Source organism: Acidiluteibacter ferrifornacis, assembly GCF_009909615.1.
In the GTDB taxonomy this organism is placed as follows: Bacteria; Bacteroidota; Bacteroidia; order Flavobacteriales_E; family Vicingaceae; genus Acidiluteibacter; species Acidiluteibacter ferrifornacis.
The window spans coordinates 517,167-541,185 of record NZ_WWNE01000003.1 but is presented as its reverse complement, the minus strand read 5'-3'; the positions used below and the strand labels follow the sequence as shown (position 1 = coordinate 541,185).

General features: G+C 34.3%; 22 protein-coding genes. 9 read left to right on the top strand and 13 right to left on the bottom strand.

All coding sequences use genetic code 11. The annotated features are described in order from the left end of the window. Positions 1 to 28: 28 nt before the first annotated feature. On the top strand, positions 29 to 2,866 hold the full coding sequence (locus tag GQN54_RS02605) for a T9SS type A sorting domain-containing protein (protein WP_160631662.1): 2,838 nt from the start codon (positions 29 to 31) through the stop codon (positions 2,864 to 2,866). Positions 2,867 to 2,948: 82 nt separating this feature from the next. Here GQN54_RS02605 and GQN54_RS02600 read toward each other — a convergent pair whose 3' ends face one another. Continuing rightward, positions 2,949 to 3,404: an SRPBCC family protein gene (locus tag GQN54_RS02600; RefSeq protein ID WP_160631660.1), complete on the bottom strand. Its 456-nt coding sequence runs from the start codon at positions 3,402 to 3,404 to the stop codon at positions 2,949 to 2,951. A 69-nt stretch (positions 3,405 to 3,473) separates the two neighbouring features. Between GQN54_RS02600 and GQN54_RS02595 the strand changes: the two genes are divergently transcribed. Genes GQN54_RS02595 through GQN54_RS02580 form a run of 4 tightly spaced genes read left to right on the top strand, consistent with a single transcriptional unit; the run spans position 3,474 to position 6,747 of the window. Beyond that, positions 3,474 to 4,922 carry an SDR family oxidoreductase gene (locus GQN54_RS02595; RefSeq protein ID WP_160631658.1) on the top strand — a complete coding sequence of 483 codons (1,449 nt, stop codon included), beginning with the start codon at positions 3,474 to 3,476 and terminating at the stop codon, positions 4,920 to 4,922. 49 nt (positions 4,923 to 4,971) lie between these two features. Further along, the gene (locus GQN54_RS02590; RefSeq protein ID WP_160631656.1) at positions 4,972 to 5,184 is read left to right on the top strand and encodes a YgaP family membrane protein; all 213 of its coding nucleotides are present in this window, start codon (positions 4,972 to 4,974) and stop codon (positions 5,182 to 5,184) included. A gap of 17 nt (positions 5,185 to 5,201) precedes the next feature. Beyond that, positions 5,202 to 5,360, top strand: a complete 159-nt coding sequence (locus GQN54_RS02585; RefSeq protein WP_160631654.1) for a DUF2256 domain-containing protein — start codon at positions 5,202 to 5,204, stop codon at positions 5,358 to 5,360. After that, a complete protein-coding gene (locus tag GQN54_RS02580) occupies positions 5,335 to 6,747 on the top strand; it encodes a DASH family cryptochrome (protein ID WP_160631652.1) in 1,413 nt (470 codons plus the stop codon). Before GQN54_RS02585 ends, GQN54_RS02580 begins: the two co-directional genes overlap by 26 nt. On the opposite strand, the gene GQN54_RS02575 is transcribed toward GQN54_RS02580, so the two are convergent. The 8 genes from GQN54_RS02575 to GQN54_RS02540 all read right to left on the bottom strand — a co-directional run bounded on the left by GQN54_RS02575 (position 6,741) and on the right by GQN54_RS02540 (position 13,898). Beyond that, complete coding sequence (locus GQN54_RS02575) at positions 6,741 to 7,643, bottom strand: DUF6252 family protein (RefSeq protein ID WP_160631650.1); 903 nt, start codon at positions 7,641 to 7,643, stop codon at positions 6,741 to 6,743. The two genes, GQN54_RS02580 and GQN54_RS02575, sit on opposite strands and share 7 nt — an antisense overlap. A 69-nt stretch (positions 7,644 to 7,712) precedes the next feature. After that, entirely contained in the window at positions 7,713 to 8,042 is a 330-nt protein-coding gene (locus GQN54_RS02570; RefSeq protein ID WP_160631648.1) for an Hpt domain-containing protein, read from the bottom strand. Position 8,043: 1 nt separating this feature from the next. Beyond that, positions 8,044 to 8,472 (bottom strand): response regulator, encoded by a 429-nt coding sequence (locus GQN54_RS02565; protein WP_160631646.1) that lies wholly within the window; start codon positions 8,470 to 8,472, stop codon positions 8,044 to 8,046. Position 8,473: 1 nt separating this feature from the next. After that, the gene (locus tag GQN54_RS02560; protein WP_160631644.1) at positions 8,474 to 8,827 is read right to left on the bottom strand and encodes a response regulator; all 354 of its coding nucleotides are present in this window, start codon (positions 8,825 to 8,827) and stop codon (positions 8,474 to 8,476) included. 2 nt (positions 8,828 to 8,829) lie between these two features. Beyond that, positions 8,830 to 10,176 (bottom strand): PP2C family protein-serine/threonine phosphatase, encoded by a 1,347-nt coding sequence (locus tag GQN54_RS02555; RefSeq protein WP_160631642.1) that lies wholly within the window; start codon positions 10,174 to 10,176, stop codon positions 8,830 to 8,832. A gap of 131 nt (positions 10,177 to 10,307) precedes the next feature. Beyond that, complete coding sequence (locus GQN54_RS02550; protein ID WP_160631639.1) at positions 10,308 to 11,429, bottom strand: T9SS type A sorting domain-containing protein; 1,122 nt, start codon at positions 11,427 to 11,429, stop codon at positions 10,308 to 10,310. Between the two features lie 70 nt (positions 11,430 to 11,499). Beyond that, a complete protein-coding gene (locus GQN54_RS02545; protein WP_160631637.1) occupies positions 11,500 to 11,919 on the bottom strand; it encodes a response regulator in 420 nt (139 codons plus the stop codon). Then, positions 11,919 to 13,898, bottom strand: a complete 1,980-nt coding sequence (locus GQN54_RS02540; protein WP_160631635.1) for a PAS domain S-box protein — start codon at positions 13,896 to 13,898, stop codon at positions 11,919 to 11,921. Before GQN54_RS02540 ends, GQN54_RS02545 begins: the two co-directional genes overlap by 1 nt. Before the next feature lie 179 nt (positions 13,899 to 14,077). On the opposite strand from GQN54_RS02540, the gene GQN54_RS02535 reads away from it, so the two are divergent. The 4 genes from GQN54_RS02535 to GQN54_RS02520 all read left to right on the top strand — a co-directional run bounded on the left by GQN54_RS02535 (position 14,078) and on the right by GQN54_RS02520 (position 19,060). After that, positions 14,078 to 14,494, top strand: a complete 417-nt coding sequence (locus GQN54_RS02535) for a RidA family protein (protein ID WP_160631633.1) — start codon at positions 14,078 to 14,080, stop codon at positions 14,492 to 14,494. Positions 14,495 to 14,646: 152 nt separating this feature from the next. Further along, positions 14,647 to 18,012: an isoleucine--tRNA ligase gene (ileS, locus tag GQN54_RS02530; protein ID WP_160631631.1), complete on the top strand. Its 3,366-nt coding sequence runs from the start codon at positions 14,647 to 14,649 to the stop codon at positions 18,010 to 18,012. Positions 18,013 to 18,014: 2 nt separating this feature from the next. After that, entirely contained in the window at positions 18,015 to 18,401 is a 387-nt protein-coding gene (locus tag GQN54_RS02525; protein WP_160631629.1) for a TraR/DksA family transcriptional regulator, read from the top strand. Positions 18,402 to 18,442: 41 nt separating this feature from the next. Continuing rightward, positions 18,443 to 19,060 (top strand): lipoprotein signal peptidase, encoded by a 618-nt coding sequence (locus GQN54_RS02520; RefSeq protein WP_160631627.1) that lies wholly within the window; start codon positions 18,443 to 18,445, stop codon positions 19,058 to 19,060. A gap of 56 nt (positions 19,061 to 19,116) precedes the next feature. On the opposite strand, the gene GQN54_RS02515 is transcribed toward GQN54_RS02520, so the two are convergent. From GQN54_RS02515 to GQN54_RS02500, 4 genes are all read right to left on the bottom strand, one after another. Next, positions 19,117 to 20,730: a T9SS type A sorting domain-containing protein gene (locus GQN54_RS02515; RefSeq protein ID WP_160631625.1), complete on the bottom strand. Its 1,614-nt coding sequence runs from the start codon at positions 20,728 to 20,730 to the stop codon at positions 19,117 to 19,119. 53 nt (positions 20,731 to 20,783) lie between these two features. After that, complete coding sequence (locus GQN54_RS02510) at positions 20,784 to 22,325, bottom strand: outer membrane beta-barrel protein (RefSeq protein WP_160631623.1); 1,542 nt, start codon at positions 22,323 to 22,325, stop codon at positions 20,784 to 20,786. After that, complete coding sequence (locus tag GQN54_RS02505) at positions 22,318 to 22,857, bottom strand: RNA polymerase sigma factor (protein WP_160631621.1); 540 nt, start codon at positions 22,855 to 22,857, stop codon at positions 22,318 to 22,320. Before GQN54_RS02505 ends, GQN54_RS02510 begins: the two co-directional genes overlap by 8 nt. A gap of 102 nt (positions 22,858 to 22,959) precedes the next feature. Then, positions 22,960 to 23,949, bottom strand: a complete 990-nt coding sequence (locus tag GQN54_RS02500; RefSeq protein ID WP_160631618.1) for an aspartate-semialdehyde dehydrogenase — start codon at positions 23,947 to 23,949, stop codon at positions 22,960 to 22,962. Between the last annotated feature and the right edge of the window lie 70 nt (positions 23,950 to 24,019).

The following is a 24,019-nucleotide window of genomic DNA, read 5'->3' as shown; positions in this document are numbered from 1 at the left end:
CGTCTTAAAGGTCTAAAAACTATTAAATATGAGAAATTTATTACCTAGTAAAAGGCTAAAAGGACTCGCTGTCGCATTAGCTAGTACTGCTTTAGTGGCTTCTTCGTCACTATTTGCGCAATCTGAATCTATTAATGGGTTGACAATAAATCCAACCTCAAAAGGGGCAACCGCAAACATTAGTAAAGCCGCCCTAAATCCATTTCTAACTGTAAATATTGGAGATTCTTTAATAAAATTTCAACAAGGATCTGTAGCTAATGGAAATGCAGGAGTAGCTTATTTAAATGGGCAGTTCTGGATTTCAAAATGGGCCTCTGACTCTCTTTGTACTATGAATGCTCAAGGTCAAGTCACATCCAAGTTTACTATACCTGGTGTTACAGGAGTTCGATCTATAACTACAGATGGTACTTCCTTATACATGGGGGCGGCAGGATCCTCAATTTTTGTAGTTGATCCTGTTACGAAAACAAGAACCTCAACCATTACTATTACAGGAACAACTGTAGGAGCTAGAATGTGTGCATATGATCCTACTGCGTTTAGTGGTGCAGGTGGTTTCTGGATTGGAAACTTTACTTCTGATGTTGTTTTGGTAAGTAAAACAGGAGTTGCTTCAACTGTTATTCCAATGGCTACTCATGGCGTTTCTGCTATTTATGGAGGTGCTGTAGATACTGTAACAGCAGGTGGTCCTTATTTATATATGTTTAATCAGGGAGCTACCGGTGCGCTTGAACAAGCAAGGATAGATGTAATTGCGATTCCCTCTGGTATGCCAACTGGTATTTTTTATACTGTTACACCTGATTTGATTGGTCTACAGCAGCCTAATGCTGCTCCAATAGCAGGAGGTTTGTTTATCACAGACCAATACAGTACTTCAAACCTACAAGTGTTCGGTGTAATGCAAGGTACGCCTGATATTCTTTTTGGATATGACGTAGTTGTTCCTAATTGTTTAAATCCTACATTACCGGTTGCTAGTAATGCAACAACTACTACGGTAGATTTAAACTGGACTTCTGGTGGGGCTACTATTTGGAATATTGAATATGGTCCCTTAGGTTTTGTTTCTGGAACAGGAACTAAAATTTCTAATATTACAACTAAACCTTATACCTTAACTGGTTTATCAGCATCTACAGTCTATGAATTTAGAGTAGAAGATAGCTGCAGTGCTGCAAATAATAGCTTTTGGTCTGTAAAAGGTAGATTTGCTACCGCCTGTGCGGCAGTAGTAGCTCCTTATACTCAAAGTTTTGGTTCAGCTACTTTCGATCCATGTATAACTAATTACTCAAGCTCAAATGAATTATGGGTGTTATCACAAGCCTATTCCCCAGCACAAGGTGGGCACGGTCCTGCAACTGATAATAGTGGGACTGGATATTTTGCGTATGTGGATGATTCTGAGTCTCCATCTTCTTCTGATGTTACTTTGCAAATGCCTGATATTGATATTAGTGGATTAACTAATCCTGAGTTAGAATTTTTCCACTACAGTGATCGAGAAACTGGAACAAGAAATGCTACACTTTATGTAACAGTAGAATATGGGACTAATTTAGATACTGTTTTTGTAGACTCTGTAAATACGAATGGATGGAAGAGAAATAGCGTGAATTTATCCTCATTGGGAGCTACTACTCCAATAAAAGTTAGATTCATTGTAGATGAAACCAATGGTACATTCTATGACGATATTGCTATTGACGATATTTCTATTAAGAATGCAGCTAGCTTTGATGTGGAGTTATTAGCTACAAATAGATTATCCGAATATACTAGGCTGCCATTCAATCAAACTGACTCCATTGTTTTTGCAGCAATTGCCGCAAATATTGGTGCAGATACTTTAAGGAATGTGAAAGTGAATTACACGGTTAAAAGAAATGCAACGGTTGTATATACTGATAGTTCTTCAATAACGAAACTAGCTCCAGGTGCTAACAATACATTTATTAAAGTAGCGAATTATGTTCCTACTGTAATAGGTGCTTACACTGTAGATTACTTAGTTTCACACTCAAATGTTGATGCAACTCCAAATAACAATTCTAATTCTTCCGACACACTTATCGTAACCGACACTACTATGGCTAGAGATAATGGTATCGCCACAGGTTCCTTAGGAATTGGGGCAGGCATTAAAGGTGAGTTAGGTTCTGTTTATGAAATCAGTAAAAGTGATACTTTAACTTCTGTTACAGTATTTATTAATAATGGAGGCGGCTCTATGACGAACCAACCACTTAGCGCTCAAGTTAGAAGCTTTTCGAATGGTTTGCCTGGTGGAATCATTGCAACAACTGACACCATTACGTATACTAATACTGGTGCTTCTTATGCTACCTTAACGTTTAATAATGCTGGTGGATATGTAATTCTTCCTGCTGATTCTTTTTTCGTTGGTGTAGAAGAGCAAGATTCAAATGTTACTGTTGGAACTACTCCAACAAAATTCATAGCAAATACAAATTTTGTAACCTTTGGGACAACTCCTTGGACGCCAAATGAAAACTTCAACTTTAATGTGACTTATATGATTCGTCCAAACTTCGGTACTCCTAGAAATGTAATTATTGGAACAAACGAAATTTTGAGCGCATCATCTGCAATTAAAGTTTATCCAAACCCGTCAAATGGATTCATTACTTTAAACATTACTGATGAGAATAAGATTGGAAATGTTCAAGTAGAAGTATATGACATTACAGGAAAGGTAGTTTACAATAACAATTTCTCTGGAGCAAATACAGTACAAGAGCAAATTGATTTATCAAGCTTAAATAATGGAATGTATTTCTTGAGAACAAATATCAATGGAAACAATACCATCCAAAAGTTGACTATCAGATAAGTTAATTTTTAGATCGCATGAAAGGGCGAAATCATTATTGATTTCGCCCTTTTTTTTAGGTTAGAATTAGATTTACTTACCGTTAAAATTTACCAAATAGCTCTTCCACTTTTTTCTCTCTATAATCAAAAATTTCTTTCAATTTCCCTCTTACTAAAATCGGTTCTAAAGCCCTTCCTATAAGTCCTAAAGGTAAAACATAGTCTACAGTATCAATCATCTCTACTCCGCCTTCTATAGCTTTAAAATGATGTTGATGATGCCAAATAGTATACGGCCCTACTCGTTGTTCATCTACAAAGAATTTTTTATCTTCTATATGAGTAATTTCTGTCATCCAACCAATTGGTATTCCTAATAGAGGCTTCACTTTATAAGTAATAATCATTCCAGGATACATTTTTTCTGGAAGTGTACAAGTAATATCAAAACCCATATAGTCAGGTGTGATTTCTTTTAGGTTTTTAGGAGAAGAAAAAAAATCCCAAGCTTTCTCAAGTGAAATGGGTAATCGACTTGTTCGTGATAATCTATGCATGTTTCGTATTTTACAATATTTCTCAAACAATAAACAATAGAAATTTGTTTAACTTAAAATAAAATCAACTTGAAAGTTTTACTAACAGGAGCAAATGGTTACATCGGAAAACGATTATTATCTAGTTTAACACAAAATGGACACCAAGTCTATGCGGTGGTTAGAGATAAAAATAGATTGTCAATAAACACCTCGATGAAATGTTTAGTAACAGTTTATCAAGCAGATTTTTTAAAACGTGAAACACTTTCAGAATTGCCCGAGGATTTTGATGTTGCCTATTTTTTAATACACTCTTTATCCACTTCCAAAGGTGATTTTGAAGAAATGGAGCAGCAAACAGCTGAAAACTTTAAAGAATATATTGATCGATCGAGTGCAAAGCAGATAATTTATCTTGGAGGTATTTCTAATGATTCCGATTTATCAAAGCACCTCACAAGTAGAAAAAGTGTAGAAGATGTTTTGCAGCAATCTAAGGTGCCCACTACCGTAATTCGAGCAGCGATTGTAATAGGGTCAGGTGGTGCTAGTTTTGAAATTATACGGGATTTAGTGGAAAAGTTGCCTGTAATGATTGCTCCAAAATGGTTGAATACGAAATGTCAACCTATTGGTATTCGAAATGTAATTGAATACCTGACTCTTGCGGCCCTGAATGAAAAAACGTATCACAAAACCTTCGACATCGGAGGTCCAGACATACTTACCTATAAACAAATGTTGTTAGAGTTTGCAAAGGTTAGAGGGATAAAGAGATTTATTTTTACAGTCCCAGTATTCAGTCCTCGCATTTCATCTTATTGGCTTTATTTTGTAACCTCAACTTCTTACCATTTGGCGGTCAACTTAGTGGACAGCATGAAAAATGAAGTCATTGTAAAAAACGACTTGCATGAAATAATTAAAATAAAGCTATTTACTTATAAAGAAGCGGTGCAGTTGGCATTCAAAAGGATAGAACAAAATATGGTTGTTTCTTCATGGGTAGATTCGGATCATTTTATACATCCGGAGTCTTCATTAAATGATTATATAGAAGTACCACAAAATGGAACATTTGAAGATGTTAAGAAGGTAGCTTTTGAAGCATCAAAATTTGATCAAGTTAAGCGGAACATTTGGTCCATTGGGGGTAACAAAGGTTGGTACTATGGAAATTTTCTATGGAAGATTCGTGGCCATATGGATAAGTTAGTGGGGGGAGTAGGCTTGAGAAGGGGAAGACGTAGTCCTACAGATATCCACGCTGGAGATTCTTTGGACTTTTGGAGGGTGCTTTTAGCAGATGAGGTAAATGTTAGATTATTATTATATGCTGAAATGAAGTTGCCAGGAGATGCATGGCTAGAATTCAAAATCATTCCTATCGCAGGTGGACTGGAAGGTTTTTGCATGGTCCAGACGGCTACTTTTCGTCCCAAAGGTTTGGCAGGCCGTTTATATTGGTATTCTGTTTTACCTTTTCACGGGTTTATATTCAAAAATATGGCAAAACAGATTGTTTTGTCACAATAAACTTCCTTTTTTTAATAAAAATGGATACATTCTGTAAAATTTATAGATAATGTTTGGATTCAAAAAAAATATGGGTCTATTGGATCGAATACTTCGAATCTTGATGGCTTTGGTTACTTTTTATTTCACTTTTACAAAAAGTGAGTCAATTGCGTTTTCCATTGTTATGGTTATTCTTGGTTTGTTCTTTTTAATCGTTGGGTTAATTGGTCGCTCACCTTTATACAAGCTTTTAGGGACCTATTCAGATGATCGCCCATAGAACAAATACCATCCAATTTGGTTAATAAAAGAGACTTACCACAAAAAATATGTCCAACTTGTAATAGACCATTCTTTTGGAGAAAGAAGTGGAGGTTGAGTTGGAATACAGTTGTATACTGTGGAGAAAAGTGTAGAAGAAATAAAAAGAATGAGCGTTGCAATAGTTTGGTTTAGAAATAACTTAAGATTACATGATAATGAATCGCTAACCAAAGCATTGAAAAATCATTCTATTGTAATCCCCTTTTATTGTTTTGACGAGATTCTATTTTCAACGACTAAGTTTGGCTATCCTAAAATAGGAGTCCATCGAGCTCAGTTACTTATTGAAAGTGTTCAAAATTTAAGAGAAAACCTCAGAAAAGTAGGAAGTGATTTAGTGATTAGAGTTGGAAATACTGCTTCATATTTAAAGCATTTATCACTTGAAACAAATGCAACTACGATTTACACTCAAAAAGAAATAACTTTTGAAGAGGTTGAGTTAGAAAGAAGAGTAGAAAGAGTTTTTAATGGTTCAATAGAATATGCCTACGATGCTTTTTTGTTTCACCCAGATGATATACCCTTTGCTTTAGAAGATACCCCTTTTATTTTTACTTCATTTCGGAAGCTATTAGAAAGAAATACCTCTATTCGGCCCTGCATTGCCCTACCCTCCAAGCTCAATAACTTGTCTAACAGGATTCAAAAAGGGACTATACCGTCTCTCAACGACTTTAAATTTTCAAATCCTATTAAGGATAATCGGTCAGTTCTTGCTTTCAAAGGTGGAGAAGATGAAGCAAACAATAGACTGAATCATTATTTTTATGAATCACAAGAACTACTCCTATACAAAGAAAAAAGAAATGGATTAATAGGTGCCGATTATTCTAGTAAACTATCAGTTTGGTTATGGAATGGATGTATTTCTCCTCGACATATTTATTGGGAAGTTAAGAGGTTTGAGCACGAATATTATTCTAATGATTCTACTTACTGGCTTATATTTGAATTGATTTGGAGAGACTTTTTTAAATATACTGCTTTAAAAAATGGCAATAAAATTTTCCATTCCTATGGAATAAATGGTCATCAGAATTTGGTGAATCCGAATCCAGAATTTGTAAATGCTTGGATAAGAGGAAAAACGGGTATTCCGTTTATTGATGCTAATATGAGAGAATTAGCCGCTACAGGCTTTATGAGTAACAGAGGGAGGCAGAATGTAGCATCTTTTTTTGTGAAGGAGCTTCAACAAGACTGGAGAGTAGGGGCAGAATACTTTGAATCTATGTTACTGGATTATGATGTTTGTAGCAATTATGGAAACTGGATGTATATTGCCGGAGTTGGAAATGACAGTAGAGATCGGTTTTTTAATGTTATTCTTCAGGCAAAAAATTATGATAGTCAAGGGGAGTTCGTTCGGTTGTGGATTCCTGAATTAAATAATGTGGAAAAAAAAGAGGTCCACCATCCGTGGGCCTCTCCTAAAACTTTATTTAACCATTTGGATGTCGTTGACTACCCTAAGTTAATTATTCTTCCACCAGATTATTGGAAAAAGCACTATTGAATTACTGCTTCAAATTTACCGTCAGTTACTTTCACGGTGTCAGAATCTATATTTAAAGCCTCAAAGTTAAAAGTACCTTCTACTATTTTGGCAACGGTGTCTACTTTGCTCACTACTATTGATCCGCTTATTCCATCATAAATATCTTTAAATGGGTCTTGATTTGATGATAAGTTGGCATAATACTGCGCAGAAATATCAAATCCGTCAATATTAAATGTTCCGGTTTTAATTTTATCATCAAATAACAGCTTCAACGATTTGTTAACTCCGGTGCTTGATCCATCTATTTGGCTTATTTCAAAGCCATTGTAAGATGCACTGGTTTGAACACAAAAGTATGACTCGAAAGGAGTTCCATCTATTTTTGCAGTCATCTTTCCCAAGTTTACATCTGGGCCTTTTAATACTTTTACATTGGTGAAGATTCCATTTGATATTCGAATGGTATCTTTTGTGCTAATATCCTGCACCAAACCACTGAAAGACCCTGTAATGGTTCTATTTATAGCATCGAAAGAATTAATTTTAACCTCCATGTCAGGCACTGGTACAAATGCACTAGAATAGATGCCCATTACACCATTATTGATATATATACTAACATTATTCAAACCATTATCTATTGTTTTATATACACCAGGTGTTAATGAGCTAGTAACCACTACTATTTTATAGTTTCCCTTTACGCCTTCCAGATTTAGAAGTCCACTAGATTCAACACTAGTAGTTATGTTAAAAATATAGGTAGAACTATCAATATCAGCTTGGAAACTCTGAGGTTGACTTAGAGTTTGGTTATAAAGCGGATTTGGAGTTAGTGAGGTTTCTTTTTCACAAGAAGTGAATGTAATCGTGAAGGCTAATGTAATAATAGCAATTAATAAGTTTTTCATATTCATTTTTTTAAGGAATACAAATATTCTAATTTATTTGTAAGTAAAATCAAATACCTGACGGAATAATTAAGAATATAGTTGCTTGAATTCAGTTTGAATGTAGTTATTGAGTCTTTCGATTGCACACTCTAGGCTCAATACTGCTTTTTTATTCAATTCGACGTCTTTTTTGCTGGAGTTTTCTATGTAAGCTGCCTCTTTTTGTATTTCAAAGGCACCATAGCTACTTGCAACTCCATTTATTTTGTGAGAAAGTCTTTTTACTTCTTCCCAATTATTTTCCATATAGCTAGATTTTAATTGCTTAAAATCAGCAACAATTTCATCCAAAAAAAGAGGAAGTAGTTTCTGATAGACTTCAATGGATATATGGCTAGGGGGTATAAGAAATTTCATTTTAATCGAATTCAAAACCGAAATGTTCCTCCAATACATCTTCAATATCTTCTCTTTCCATAGGTTTTCTTAAAATACACTCTACACCCACTAATCTAAAGTCTTTTCCTTTAGTAAAGTTTTCTGGTGTAATATGATTACTTAAGATGACTATGATCGGAGAAAATGAATTAGTAACAGCTTGATCGAGAGTAGAATAATTTTTCAAAAATTCAAACCCATTCTCATCAGGCATTTCAATATCCAATAAGATTAATTCGGGGATTGGATAATTAATCTTGTCGTCATTCTTTAAGTAGTCTAAAGCTGTTGAAGTTTTATTCATTAAAATGATATTATCAGCTATATTCATTTCTTTAATAATAGCTGAATTAATAGCATTTGCAGCATTACTATCGTCGATAAGTATAATGGTATTCAGTTTTTCCATGTTAAAAAATAAGAGTAAATAAATCGTCAATCTTCTCTGAATTATAGGGTTTACCTATAAATCCATTAATTACATTTTTTGTTTCAGGCTTTAACTTTTCTACAGATGAAACAGAAGTTAAAATGATTTTGGTGCTAGGGTGAGAGTTTTTAATTTCTAATGCAATATCTTCTCCTGAAGTAAATGGTAGCCCACAATCTATAATGACTGCTTCCACTCCCTCCATTTTTTGTTTGTAATGTCGGCCATCATTTAATGCTAAAATTTCAAAATTTCTATTGCTCAATAGGTTTTTTAAAACCAATAATGTAAGTGAGTCATCCTCAATAATAAGTATTTTTTTCTTTATTTCCATATTTATACTTTAAATCCCATTATGGTTATATCATCAATTTGGTCAATTCCCCTTTTCCACTCTTTCATTTTAGTGGAGATAATTCTTCCTTGCTGTTTTATATCCATTCCATTCATTTCTTTAATTAAGGAAGCTAGTTGCTTGCTACCAAATCTTTTATTCTTTGGACCTCCAAATTGATCAATATAACCGTCAGAGAACATATAAAAGTGGTCTCCCCCATTCATTTTTATGGTGTGCTTTTCAAATAAAACATTTTCTTGATCATCTCCAATACTTATTTTTGTTCCAGGAAAAATTTTTAACGTTTTATCAAAATAATATAATTTATTTCTAGCTCCTGAGTATTCCATCTTCATTTCAGATAAGTCGATGCTGCATACAGAAATATCCATCCCATCGTTAATTTTCTCCGGTGAATACTTCAAAGAATCTCTAACAGCATAATGTAAAAATAATAATATCATAGAAGGGTCAGTTATACCCTTCTCATTAACAATATTATTCAGGTGGTTTATTCCCATCATTGTCATAAATGCACCAGGAACTCCATGTCCAGTACAATCTGCGCAAATAATTATTAATCGGCCATTTTTATGGTTTACCCAATAAAAATCTCCACTCACGATATCTTTGGGTTTATAGTATAAAAAGAAGTCATTATTAAGGCAAGCACTTAATTCATCATGAGATAATAAACTCGCAGTTTGAATATATTTAGCATATTCTATACTGCTAACAATTTTGTCATTCTGAGATTTTATAATTTTCCGTTGGTTTAACATTTCGTTAGTAAAATGTAGTATTGGGAAATAGATAATTGTTAACAAACCAATTATGTTTAGAATAAATTGAGTGATGATCTGATTTGAGCTCATTATTTTGAAAGGGACATCTATCAATAATTCTGCTAAAGAGCCAATTAGAAGAGACAAAATAAAAAGGCAAAAAATTAATTTTGCAATTTTCATTTTCTTAAAAATCATCGCGGTTATTGGTGCGAGAATAGTCCAAACTATTACAGCACCAGAATTAATAATTCCCCCGTGAAAGAGTTGAACTAAAGGAGGGAGAATTAAAAGAGAGGTAATGTAAATGTTTAAAGCTAGATGAAAATTTTGCTTCTTTGCTAAGGTATAAAAGGAAATCGGAATGGATAAAGTCGCTATGAGAGGTATATAAGCTGCATAAGTTTGACCTAACCCAAATAGCAATGAACTCCATAGAATACTTGCCCAAAAAGTCCAAAATAGTATCCAGTTAAATGTTTTAACCTTAAGTGAGCCACTTGCAGACGCATCGTTATAGATACCATTTCGTGAAACATAGTTGTTTAGTTTGTGAATCATTTAAGGGATATATGTAGTTTGTAAGAGCTAAATTAGTCATCACCTTAATCGAATAGATGTAAATTTAGATGAATTGTTAAAAATATAGCATGAGCAGTAATGTGGCTCGGTTAGTATTTTACACCTTTAATTTATTTTTTAGTGATTTTTTGGGTAGTGGTGGTATTTCCATGCATTACTTGAATGAAATAAACACCTGGTTCTAAATGTTGAGTAGAGATTTCTGAATGAGTATTGGTTAGTATACCTTCAGAAATAAGTTGTCCTGTTAAACTAATAATCTTGTAAGTAAAGTTGGTGCTTTTTAATGAACTGTGATTTATAAAAAGCTTATTGTCTACTGGATTTGGGAATACCGTCCATATGTTTTCATTTGAGGATTGTTGTTCCAAAAATGTACAAACAGACACACCAATAAGCACCGTATCCATACCAACACAGCCGTTTGAATCAATAGCTATTACGCTGTAATTTCCTGCGCTATTAACTATTAAGCTATCTAAGGTTGTAGAGTCTTGCCAAATATAGCTTGAATATGGAAGGTTTGGTCTGAGTGTAATAGATGCACCTTGACAAATTATTGTATCCATTCCCAAATTCACTGATGGATTAGCATTCACACGATACCTTAAGGTAGTATCATCACTACAAAGTCCACTATCGGCTCGTAATCGAATCGTATTTATGCCAACAGTTGATGCGATTAGGAAGGGGCTACTACTTGTTGAAAATGAAGTGTCATTTTTGAACCATTCAAAATTAAGTGCATTCGCAGACAAATTGTTTAAGTAAAAAGTATCTCCAACACAAAAAGTAGAATCATCTAAAAAAAAGCTTGCTTTTACTTGACTTGTTGATGGGCAGCAAGCTGCTACTGTTATGGGGGTTGTTACTGCATTAACAAAAACATTGTCTAAATAGGCCTCACTTGAAATGGTGTAACTCCCTGCAGGAATTCCAACCATTTTTACATTATAAATAGGTTGACTTAATGCTCCTAAGCAAATGGGAGAACTAGTATATTTTACATCTATTATAATTGTATTTCCAGAAACGGAGTAGGTATAACCATTATTTATAAAATTTCTACACCCTAAATATGTTGTAACATCTACAGCAATTGTATCACATTCTAAAGGGTTTGCTGTTAAAATGGAATTGGAGAGAACTCTAAAGTTGCCTTGAGCATTAACGGTATTGAATCCTATAAAAGATACAAATAGGGTAAATAAAAGTAAGTTGAAGTGCTTCATAATGGCTTTAATTAGAGCACTAATATAAATCATTTACAATTACTTCAGCAATAATTATAAATCTATTTCATTATTGATTTAGCCCTGAAACCTTTTCTAGCAGCGTTTTAACATGGCCAATTGTTAACGGTTTATTGAGAAAGCTATTTACAGACTCATATTTTTGTGCCCTATCTCTATCGGTTTGACTCATTGATGTAGTTAAAAGAACAGTGATAACAGATTTCCGCATTTCAGAAGGTAGTTTTTCATAATGCTCGAGAAAACCGAATCCATCCAGAACGGGCATTTTAATATCTAACAAAATAAGATCGGGCATTTCTGTGTCCCAATTTTCTTCTTTTATACTTGTAATTATATCTAAGGCTTCTTGACCATTTGTTGCTACATCAATTCTATCACATGCCTCTAACTTTTCAAAGAAGTATTGATTCATATAGTTAGTTGCCTCACTATCATCGATTAATAAAATTCGTTTTAATTTCTTCATTATTTTTTAAAAAAAACAGTAAATGTAGATCCTTCATTTAGTTTGCTTTCCACCTCTATCTTTCCTCCAGCAGCATCAAGCATTCGCTTTACAAGATAAAGCCCAATTCCACTTCCTTCAACATGATCATGCAGTCGCTTAAACATTCCGAATAGATTAGCCTGATTCATATCTAAGTTTATACCTAGCCCGTTATCGGAAATGGATACACAAGTATATTCATTATTATCAAATACTTTAATATTTATGACAGCTGTAGTGTCACTTTTTTTGTATTTAATTGAATTGGATATCAAATTTTGGATGATGCTGTAGATATTTTTTTCATTGAAGGATATTCGGTAATCACGATCAGTAGAAATGCTTATTTCAGCCTTTTCAAAATTTATATCTTCTATAACCTGTTTGATAATTTTATTTAAGCTAACATCAGTCGTAATACTTGATGCAGGCTCTCTGATTTGAGCTACTTTAATAATACTTTGAATATTTGATTCAGCTTTTTCTATAGAATCCTTCATCCAATGAATCGATTGACCGATAACTGGATTTGAAGAGGTGTTCATTTCCAACTCTAAAATTTCAATATGACCCCTAATATTGGAAATTGGGGATTTTAAATCATGAGTAGTCATGTATGCAAACTCCTCTAGTTCTTCATTTACCTTTTGAATTTCTTCTGTTCGCTCTATTACTCTATTTTCTAGTTCATTATTTAAAAACTTAAGCTCCTTTTCTACTTTTTCTAATTGAGTAATATCTCTCCAAACAGAGTTCGCTTGAATAATATTACCTGATGCATCTTTTATTGCTGAAGTGTTTAGTGTTACAGGCAGCTTTTCTCCATTTTTTTTCTTGAGATATAATCGTTGATTTTTAATTTCTCCCTCTTTTTTAAATTGCTGTATTGCTCTTTTAATAATGTTGTAAGAGTCTGAATGATATAGATTTAAAAATGATTGATTAACCAATTCTGCCTTTGAATATCCTAAATAGTCACAAACGGTTTGATTACAATCAATAATTGTCAACTTATTAGTATCAATTGATGCCATCATATCAGGAGCTTCGTTATAAAGCTTTTGATAATCTTGTTTGGTTTTGCTCAACTCCTTCGTACGTAATTCTATTTTTTCTTTTAGTTGAGCATTTAGCTTTTTAATTTCTTTTTCATTTTTGATTAGTTGATCTTCCGCAAGTTTGTCTTTTGTAATATCTTGAAAAACTCCTACTACCTTTTCTACCCCTTGTTTTCCAACATATGGCCTTCCAATAGATCTAACCCACTTGTGATTCCCTTTAGCCGTTATAATTCCTAACTTGATGTCCCAACTTTTATTTTTTATGATTCCGTCTTCTACTATCTTCGTAATGATGGGTTTTGAATCTTCGTCATAAAAATTAATGCCTGTTTCTAAATCTGGGATAAAGTCTGGCCCTACTTCATGTATAATTTTGGTTTCATTAGACCACTCTAAAGTATTTTGTATTAAATCGATTTCCCAATAACCAATTTGAGCCATTTGCTGAGATTGCTCCAAGAGATCTTTATTTCGTTGTATTTCTGTTTCTCTTTTCTTCTGTTCGGTTATGTTCGTCGCAACTATTACTGCACCAATAATTTCTTTTCCACTATTTAAGATGGGCTTTGCGTTTGCACATGCGTATACTCCATTTGGCTTTTTGGAGTTTCTAATAAAAATGATTTCATCTTTTACATTTTCTCCATTCAATGCCCTATACGAAGGTAGTTCCTCTTTTTTATAGAATGTTTTTTCGTCTAGATGAAAAGCGCCATAGTATTTTGCCATTTCTGGCTTATTCGGCTCTTTTTCTAAACCAAACATTTCTATTGCAGATAAATTTACCTTTACAAATTGACCTTTAGTATTTACAATAATTAGTGCTTCTTTCATGCATGAAGCAAGAGTGTCAAATACTTGTTTTAAATCTTTTAGTGAAGCGTATTCTGAATTCATGATTTAAGAAATAGAAAAACGAATTTAAAAAGTTAAAGTTACTCTAAAACAGAAGTACTTATGCCATTCTTTCGACATAAGGTTCATTTTTCTTGGTAAAAAAGAAATTGAGATGTTTTTTTATCAGCTTCTTGTAAGTAATCTTAGATTATTACCTTTGTTTTCAAATTATATCTTATATGTCAAGCGAAAAATTTGATTCTCAGAAAGCTCCGGAACCAGTAGGAGCTTATCCACATGCCAGAAAAGTCGGTAATCTACTCTTTTTATCAGGTGTAGGTCCAAGAGAGAGAGGAACAAAAGTAATTCCAGGTGTTGAACTGGATGAGAATGGTGAGATTTTATCATATGATATTGAAAAACAATGTCATTCTGTATTCAATAATGTTAGAGCAATTGTAGAGGACTCGGGTTCGTCTTGGGATAAAATCGTAGATGTAACCGTGTTTTTAACCAACATGAAAGCAGACTTTAAAACGTACAACCGAATTTATGCAGAATATTTTGCTGATAATCAGCCTTGCAGAACTACTGTCGAAATCAAGAGTTTACCTACTCCAATTGGTATCGAACTAAAAGTAATTGCTACGATTTAGAAGATAATTTTAATTTTTTGAATAGCCAACTGTTTATACAGTTGGCTATTTTTTATCACATAATTGTGGGTTTAAAACAGATGATTCCCATCTGGTTCAGAATTGTTAAATTTGCGCCCATTAAAATCGTTGCCAAAAGGTTATTTTTCAGCATGAGTAAGTATAAAGAATATAAGCAATTGAATTTGACAGAGATAGCTTCTGAAGTTTTAAATAAATGGGAAGAAGAGGATACTTTTCAACAAAGTATTGATTCTAGAGAAGATGCACCATCTTTCGTTTTTTATGAAGGACCGCCCTCTGCCAATGGATTACCTGGTATTCACCACGTAATGGGGCGAACGATTAAAGATATTTTTTGTCGATACAAAACTCAAAAAGGTTTTCAAGTAAAGCGAAAAGCTGGATGGGATACTCATGGCCTTCCTGTGGAGCTTGGTGTTGAGAAAGAACTAGGAATTACTAAAGAAGATATTGGTAAAACCATCACCGTAGAAGAATATAATCAAAAATGCCGTGAAGCCGTAATGCGTTACACAGATGTTTGGAATAATTTGACCAAGCAAATGGGTTATTGGGTCGATATGAAAGATCCTTACGTAACGTATGACAATAAATACATTGAAAGTGTCTGGTATTTATTATCGAAGTTGTATAAAAAAGGGTTGATTTACAAGGGGTACACGATTCAGCCCTATTCTCCTGCTGCGGGCACTGGCTTAAGCACACATGAATTAAATCAGCCTGGATGCTATAAAGATGTAAAAGATACGTCTGCTGTTGCTCAATTTAAAGTCGTTAATAATGAGCAATCTGCAAATTTATTTGAAGATGTCCATGGTGATTTGTTTTTTATCGCATGGACAACTACTCCGTGGACATTGCCATCTAATACGGCTTTGGGAGTTGGTCCAAAAATCACTTATGTAAAAGTTAAAACCTTTAATAAATATACATTCGAGCCGATTACAGTTCTTTTAGCCAAAGATTTGGTGAACAAGTGGTTCTCTCCAAAAGATGCAGAGTTAAAGCTAGCAGAATATAAAGCTGGCGATAAGAAGATTCCTTTTGAAGTAGTTCAAGAAGTATCGGGTGCTGATTTAGACGGAATGCGCTATGAGCAATTGTTGCCATATGTACAGCCAGAAGAAGGAGATGCTTTCCGTGTAATTTTAGGCGATTTTGTTACCACCGAAGATGGTACAGGTATCGTGCATTTAGCTCCGAGCTATGGAGCGGATGACTTTAGAGTGGCAAAAGCCAATGGAATTGGAGCACTTCATTTGGTGGATATGCAAGGTAGATTTGTGCCAGAAGTGACTGATTTTGCAGGGGTTTATGTGAAAGAACAATATGAAGATGAAGCCACAAAACCAGCTGATTATAAATCGGCTGATGTGAGAATTTCTATCAAACTAAAAGAGCAAAATCGTGCTTTTGATGTTCAAAAATATGAGCATAGTTATCCACATTGTTGGAGAACAGATAAGCCTGTTTTGTACTTTCCGTTGGATTCTTGGTTTGTAAAAACTACAGCCTTGAAGCCAGAGTTAATTGCAAACAATAAAACCATTAATTGGAAGCCAGAAAGCACCGGAACGGGTCGTTTCGGGAATTGGTTAGAAAACCTACAAGATTGGAATTTATCTCGTTCTCGCTATTGGGGTATTCCATTGCCGATTTGGCGAACTGAAGATGGCGAAGAGGAAGTATTGATTGAATCCGCTGAGGAATTAAAATCAGCATGTGAAAAAGCCGTAGCAGCTGGTGTTATGGTTAAAAATCCAATGGCAGATTTTGTTCCAGGTGATTTTTCTAAAGAGAATTATAATTCATTTGATTTCCACCGTCCATTTGTAGATGAAATTACTTTAGTTTCTGAGTCAGGGAAACCAATGAAAAGAGAAGCAGACTTAATTGATGTATGGTTTGATTCCGGCTCAATGCCTTATGCACAATGGCATTATCCATTTGAAAATAAGGAACTCATCGAACAGAATCAATTCTACCCAGCTGATTTTATTGCAGAAGGCGTAGACCAAACAAGAGGTTGGTTTTTTACGCTTCATGCTATTGCTACATTGTGTTTTGATTCAGTAGCATTCAAGAATGTCGTTTCAAATGGATTGGTGCTGGATAAAAATGGGCAGAAAATGTCTAAACGATTGGGGAATGCAATTGATCCATTTACTACGTTGGATAAATATGGTCCAGATGCAACGCGTTGGTATATGATTAGTAATGCGCAGCCTTGGGATAACTTAAAGTTTGATCTGGATGGTATTACCGAAGTTCAGCGTAAGTTCTTTGGTACGCTTTATAATACTTATAACTTTTTTGCATTGTATGCGAATATTGACGGGTTTACTTACAGTGAAGGTGAAGTAGCATTAAAAGACCGTCCTGAAATCGACCGTTGGGTTTTGTCTAAATTGAATTCTTTGGTAAAAGAGGTTGACGCTCTTTACGCAGATTTTGAACCTACCAAGGCAACAAGGCTTATACAAGATTTTGTAACGGAGAATTTGAGTAATTGGTACGTTCGCTTATGTAGAAGACGTTTTTGGAAAGGAGATTATACAACTGATAAAATTTCTGCTTATCAAACCTTGTATACCTGCTTAGAAACGGTAGCAAGACTTTCAGCACCAGTAGCTCCTTTCTTTATGGATCGTTTATTTAATGATTTGAATTTAATCAGTGGGAAGGATAAAAATAATTCGGTTCATTTAGCTTTGTTTACTCAAGCAGACGACTCTTTAATCGATCTTGATTTAGAGCAGCGAATGGGAATAGCTCAAAAAGTGACTTCTATGATTTTAGCCCTAAGAAAAAAGGAGCAAATCAAAGTTCGACAGCCACTCCAACGAATTATGGTTCCTGTTTTAGACCCAACATTTAAGCGTCAATTAACTGAAGTGCAGGATTTAATTTTGTCTGAAGTTAATGTCAAGGAAATTGAATACTTAGAAGACACAACTGGTGTTTTAGTAAAGCGGATAAAAGCTGACTTTAAGAAGCTAGGTCCTAAGTTTGGAAAGCAAATGAAGCAAGTAGCATCCGCTATTGCTGCTATGGATCAAGATGCAATTGCAACATTGGAGCGAAATCAAACCTATGATTTAATAGCTGAGGGGAATGAGTTTTCAATTTCAACCGATGATGTAGAAATTACGACAAATGATATTCCTGGATGGTTAGTTGCCACTGAAGGAGCTTATACGGTAGCTTTGGATATTAACATTTCTTCGGAATTAAAGGAGGAGGGAATAGCAAGAGAATTGGTGAATAGGATTCAAAATCTTAGAAAAGATAATGGTTTTGAAGTTACAGATAAAATTCGGATAACTGTTCAAAAACACACGGAGTTGGATGCTGCTATAGAAGCGAATAAAAAGTATATTTGTTCAGAAACTTTGGCCGATAATATCATTTTTGTGGATAATATTGCCAACGAATCACATTTGATAGAATTAGATACTAATTTAGAAACGCAGGTTTCTTTAGAAAAAATATAATTATGAGCGAAGAAAAGACGAGATATTCCGATGCAGAATTAGCTGAATTTAAGGAGTTAATTAATGGTAAATTGGAGGAAGCAAGAAAGGATTTAACCAATTTAAGAAATACTCTTTCTTATAAAGATGATCATGGTACAGATGACACTTCACCTAGTTTTAAGATGATGGAGGATGGCTCTGAGACACTTTCTAGAGAAGAAATTTCTCAATTAGCAATTAGACAGGAGAAGTTTATTTCTCATTTAGAAAATGCATTAATTCGCATTGAGAATAAAACGTATGGCATTTGTAGAGAAACTGGCCAATTAATACCAAAGCAGCGATTGAAAGCTGTACCTCACGCTACATTAACTATTGAGGCAAAAGAAGCTCAAAACAATAGATAAGCAAAAAGGGCATTTAGCCCTTTTTCTTTATACCATTCCCCATGAAGAGAGTTGTCAACTTCCTATCTCATCCATTATTTATTGTTCTAACGATTTTAACGGCCGATCAATGGTCCAAATTCTGGATCAAAACCAATATGTTCTTGGGTGAAGAGTTTCCGGTTTTGGGTGATTGGTTTATCATTCATTTTACTGAGAATAATGGAATGGCGTTTGGAATTGAGTTCGCTGGTGAATACGGTAAACTTTTCCTTACACTATTTAGGATTATCGTTGTGACCGTAATAGGAATTTATCTGTTTAGATTGCCTAAAAAAACTACCTCAAAAGGATTATTAATCACTGGTTCACTGATTTTTGCGGGAGCTGTTGGCAATATTATCGACAGTGTATTTTATGGAGTTATTTTTGACGAAAGTTACAATCAGGTAGCGACTTTTTTACCAGAGTCTGGTGGATATTCCCCATTGCTTTATGGAAAAGTCGTAGATATGCTTTATTTTCCTTTGATGGATGGGTTTTTTCCTGATTGGTTGCCAATATGGGGTGGTCAACACTTTCTCTTCTTTCGTCCTGTTTTCAATATTGCAGATTCTGCTATTACAGTTGGAATTTTTAGCTTACTAATCTTTCAAAGAAAATTCTTTAAAAATTTATAAGGTCTTTTATTTGAGAGGGTTGTTGGGAGAATGTTCTAAAGGCTATTATTGTTAATTTACTTTACAATCAATTTTTCGCTTCTAGAGCTATAGGCTGAGTTTAATCTGATAATATACATCCCACTGGATAACTCATTATGAGAAATTTCTATTGTGGATTCAGCCTTTTGTTTTTCTAAAACCTTAGTTCCATTTATATTAAAAACAGCTATATTGGTAACTAGTTCATCGGTTATTTGTAGCGTTTCACCATCTCCCAAAGGATTAGGATAAATTTCTGTTATAGAGTTAATGGGAGGCTGAATAACAGGTGGAGTAGGTTTACTGAACTCTCCTGAATCATATAATATTTTAATATCTGCTGCGAGCTTTTTTAAATCAGCCACAGATTGAGTATTAGTTCTATCATTTTTGCTGTTTTCTGCAAAAATATATGCAATGTCTATTTCAATAAAGTCGTTGATAGCGAAGTTGTTCTGTTGGTGTGATGCAATTATTCTTCGATCGCTTGGAGGATTAGGCAATGAAAAATTATTCGACTCTGTCCAGTCAGAATTAGAAGGTTGGATTGGGTCGCCTGGAAAAACATAGGAAGCACCTTGATTCGTTACCCCATCAGATTTATAATGCCCATCACCACCATATCTTAAATCACTCCCATCTTTAAAAATGGAACGCAAGTAGTTGTAGTAGTGTTGATTTGTAGATGGAACGCCTCTCACCTCGTCATTTAAGTCAAAGTAGATACTGTTCGAAAGCGTTTTGTTTAAATAAACCATTCCAATTGCAGGAGGAGATTCACCATAAGACGGAATTCCTTTGGCGGGTCCATCTTGATCATCTCCATTGTATGCATAGACTAAATCAAGAGCGGAATCTGTACCGATATAATCATCGCTTGGATCACCTAAGTCAAAATCATTATACATACCAAAATAAACATCCTTGTAATCATAAGTTGACCGGTTGATTACTTTTAAGTTTAAAAATAACGTATTATTGATTCTTTCGTCATCTGAGTTAAAACCGTAAAGCATGCCGTGAACTTCAATTACTAATCCATCATTATTGGATCCCTGTCCGGCATCATTGAACATAAAATAGATTGCTTTATCACCTTTAATATCTGGATAGTCTCCTTTCTCTGGCTCATAAATTGAGTTTCCATTTACATCAATAAAAGGGGCCAAAATATCAGCAGTTCCATTCCTTCCGTGAGCAGGCCAGTTTAAAATCTCATCGGGAATTTCATAACTTTTATTCTGAAAACTTTGGATGTGTTTTAGCACTACTGATTTGTTGACAATCCAAGTTTTATTCCAATAGGATGGGTCTGCACCGGTTCTATTTTGCAGACGGATAGGGCCTTGTTTAAAACTGTTAGATGTATTGTACATTTTCGAGAGCCTGAGGATATTTGGCTGATTGGGGTTTTTCAAATCAATGTGACCACCTATCCAAAAGCCAGACATGTAAATGGCATTAACTCCTGAATTTTTTGGAATATCAAACCTCGCTTTTTGGTAATGAAGATCGTTGAATAACCAACCATCAGCATAAACTCTTGTGCTGATGTTTCCGACTTCGAATTCTTGATATGTAGCTTGCGAAACCCCCGCATTTCCTAACGCACAGAAGAGAGATAGTATAATGGGTTTAATAAGTTTCATTTCAAATCAAGTTTTCAATCATAAAGGTTTGAGGGGTATTAAATTACACATAATTATAATTTAAACCTAATTCCAGTTAAAAATCCAAAAGTTTTATTTTTTTCTGATAGTGATCCATCAGTCTTAGTCAAACTATTTAAGGAGGTTCTATATGTTGGCTCTATGATTAAATGAACTTTCTCTGAAAGCTGATAACCTACACTACCTGCAAGTTCCCAATTATAAACCATAGCATTTTTATAGGGGTCTGAACTTCCACCTAATTTAATGATTTCATTTTCATGATGACCTACAATACTTCCACTTCTGGAACTAATCAAAGAAATGCTTGCTCCAGTTTTGAGTTGAAAGGAGAAGCGATTAAAGTCTAACTGATAACCTACCAACACAGGAATGCTTAAAGTGTGATAAACATTCACACTATTAGTTTTCGTAATATCTTTTTCTATTTCAGTTCTTTCAGAAATTTCGTAAATGGGAACGGGCTCGCCTGTAGGTCCCACTTTGTAACCTAACAATGTAGAGTCTATAACTGTAGTTTCAGAAAGCACAGTATATGTTTCATAATTCACCTCTTCCTTTATTTGATTGTACCTAAATCCCGACTCGATAAATACATTATTATGCATGTAATAGCTTAATGTCAATTGCAAAGAGCCTCCAATTTTAGAAGAGGTGCTATTTTTTCTAGCTTGAACGTAATCAATGTATTCTTTATTGTTTGAAATATAGTTGGTTTGATGAAACTCAGGACCTATCTTAAAGTTTACAAATAAATGATTCTTTAATGTGATTTTTCTTTTTTCGAATGGCTTGTAATAATTTGAATCTAATGCTAAAGTTTTTTCATTCAACAATGATAGCGTTGAAACTTTCATTGAAGATAATAATTCTATCTTGCTTTCAATATCATTAATTGGCTGAACTACTTCTTTTAAGCGATTGCTAGAGTTAGAAATAGAAGCTCCATCATTTAGTAAATTATTATCGTTAATCAAGGAATTTGGGCGATTGCTTTTCTTATTTTCATCCAATTTTGTAATTGAAGAATGAATTATTTGTTCTTCGCTTTCCTTTTTTTCAAATGGTTGATTTGAAAGGTGATCCGATTTTGTATTGTTTTTTCTTACTATGTTTTGAGAGCTGAGAATCGTATTATTAATTTGAACTGTGTGATTAGCTATTGTGTTATTAGAGTGAATAATTGACTCAAATTCATGTTTTTGAATTTGAGGGGTATTCAATTCAGCTTGACGTAATCCATTTATGCTTCCAGCACTAGGCGAGTGTGAGGCCAACAATAGATGACTATTAGCATACCCAACACTTTTGTCCACAGGGATAGGCTTAGCTGCTACATTCGAGTCTTTATTCGTTGTATCTGTACCAAAAACAATAGCGATACCTGCTGTGGCAAAAACGAACGTCAAAAACAGAAAGTTTTTCCAGTTCAACGAAATTTGATTCAACAAAATGTGCCCAAAGCTTCTTTTCTCCACTATATTATCCCATGCCGATGCAGGAGGTGTTTCTTGATGGCCTTTTAAAGCCAATCTAAAAAGTTCATCGATATGGTTTCCCTCTTCGTTAAACATTAGCGTCTATATTATATTTTTCTAAAATGTTTTGTATCCACTTTCTTGCTTTTGAAAGCTGGGATCGTGAAGTGCTTTCTGTGATATCAAGCATTTCTCCAATCTCTTTATGACTATAACCCTCAATGGCATATAAATTGAAAACTAATTTATAGCCTTCGGGTAATTGTTGTATAATAATCATTAATTCCTTTTCTCCTAAGTTGCTGTTAGCCATTGGTTCAGTGGCTCCTTCTTGATACTCTTCAATTCCTATTTGTTCTTTATGACTGCTTGATCTGCGGTAATAGTTTAGTGCTGTATTGACCATTATTCGTCGAATCCAGCCTTCAAAAGAACCATTAAAAGAAAATTTGGAGATATTATCGAAAACTTTGATAAACCCATCCTGCATAATGTCTTGAGCTTCTGCTTTATGCTTAGCATAACGCAAACAAACTGCATACATTAGTCCGCTAAACTTTTGATAAAGTGCCTTTTGGCAAGCTTGATCTTCGTTTATACAGCCTTTTATGAGTTCTTCTTCTCGCATAATATACAAAGCGGGTTTATAACAAGACTCCAGAATAGAGTGTTTCGCTGCTTTAAATTAAGAAATTAGAAAAAGAAATCTTGGAAAAGTTAAAAATTGGGATTAGACCAAGGCTTGTTTCACCAAATATTCTGCAATTTGAATCGCGTTAGTAGCAGCCCCTTTTCTCAAATTATCCGCAACAATCCACATGTTTAGTGCATTATCTCTTGTATCATCACGACGAATTCTTCCGACAAAAACATCGTTTTTATCTTTAGAATAAAAAGGCATTGGATAATTATTTACTTCTGGTTGATCTTGAACTGTAATTCCTTCTGTTTCTGAAAGTAATTTTCGCACGTCAGCTAGCTCAAATGGCATATTCAACTCTACATTAACTGATTCAGAATGACCTCCCATTACTGGAACACGAACGGCAGTAGCGGTAACTTTAATATTATCATCTGCTAAGATCTTATTCGTTTCTTTCATCAATTTCATTTCCTCCTTGGTGTATCCATTTTCTAGGAAAACATCACAATGTGGAATACAGTTTTGGTGAATTTGATAGGGATAAGCCATTTCTCCTTTAACTCCAGAACTTTCATTCGCCAATTGATTAACAGCTTTAACGCCAGTACCCGTTATTGATTGATAAGTAGATACAATCACTCGTTTAACTCCGTATTTTTTATTTAACGGATTCAATGCCATCACCATTTGAATGGTTGAACAATTTGGATTAGCAATTATTTTATCACTTGCACGCAATGCCCAAGCGTTTATTTCGGGTACAATTAGTTTTTTATCGGGATCCATTCTCCATGCAGAAGAGTTGTCGATAACTGTTGTTCCTACGGCTGCAAACTTAGGAGCAAATTCTAATGAGACCTCACCGCCAGCTGAGAAAATAGCAATGTTGGGTTGAGCATCTATCGCTTCCTGCATAGAGTGAATACGGTAGTTTTTTCCATTAAATTCAAGTTGTTTTCCGACAGATTTTTCGGAAGCAACTGGTATCAAATCAGTCAATGGAAATTTGCGTTCAACTAATAATTTAAGCATCACTGTTCCTACAAGACCTGTTGCACCTACTACCGCTACTTTCATTCTATTTTGATTTAATGTTAACTTCATTCTTAAAGGACACAAAAATACTATATTTACGTTCTAGAGAAAT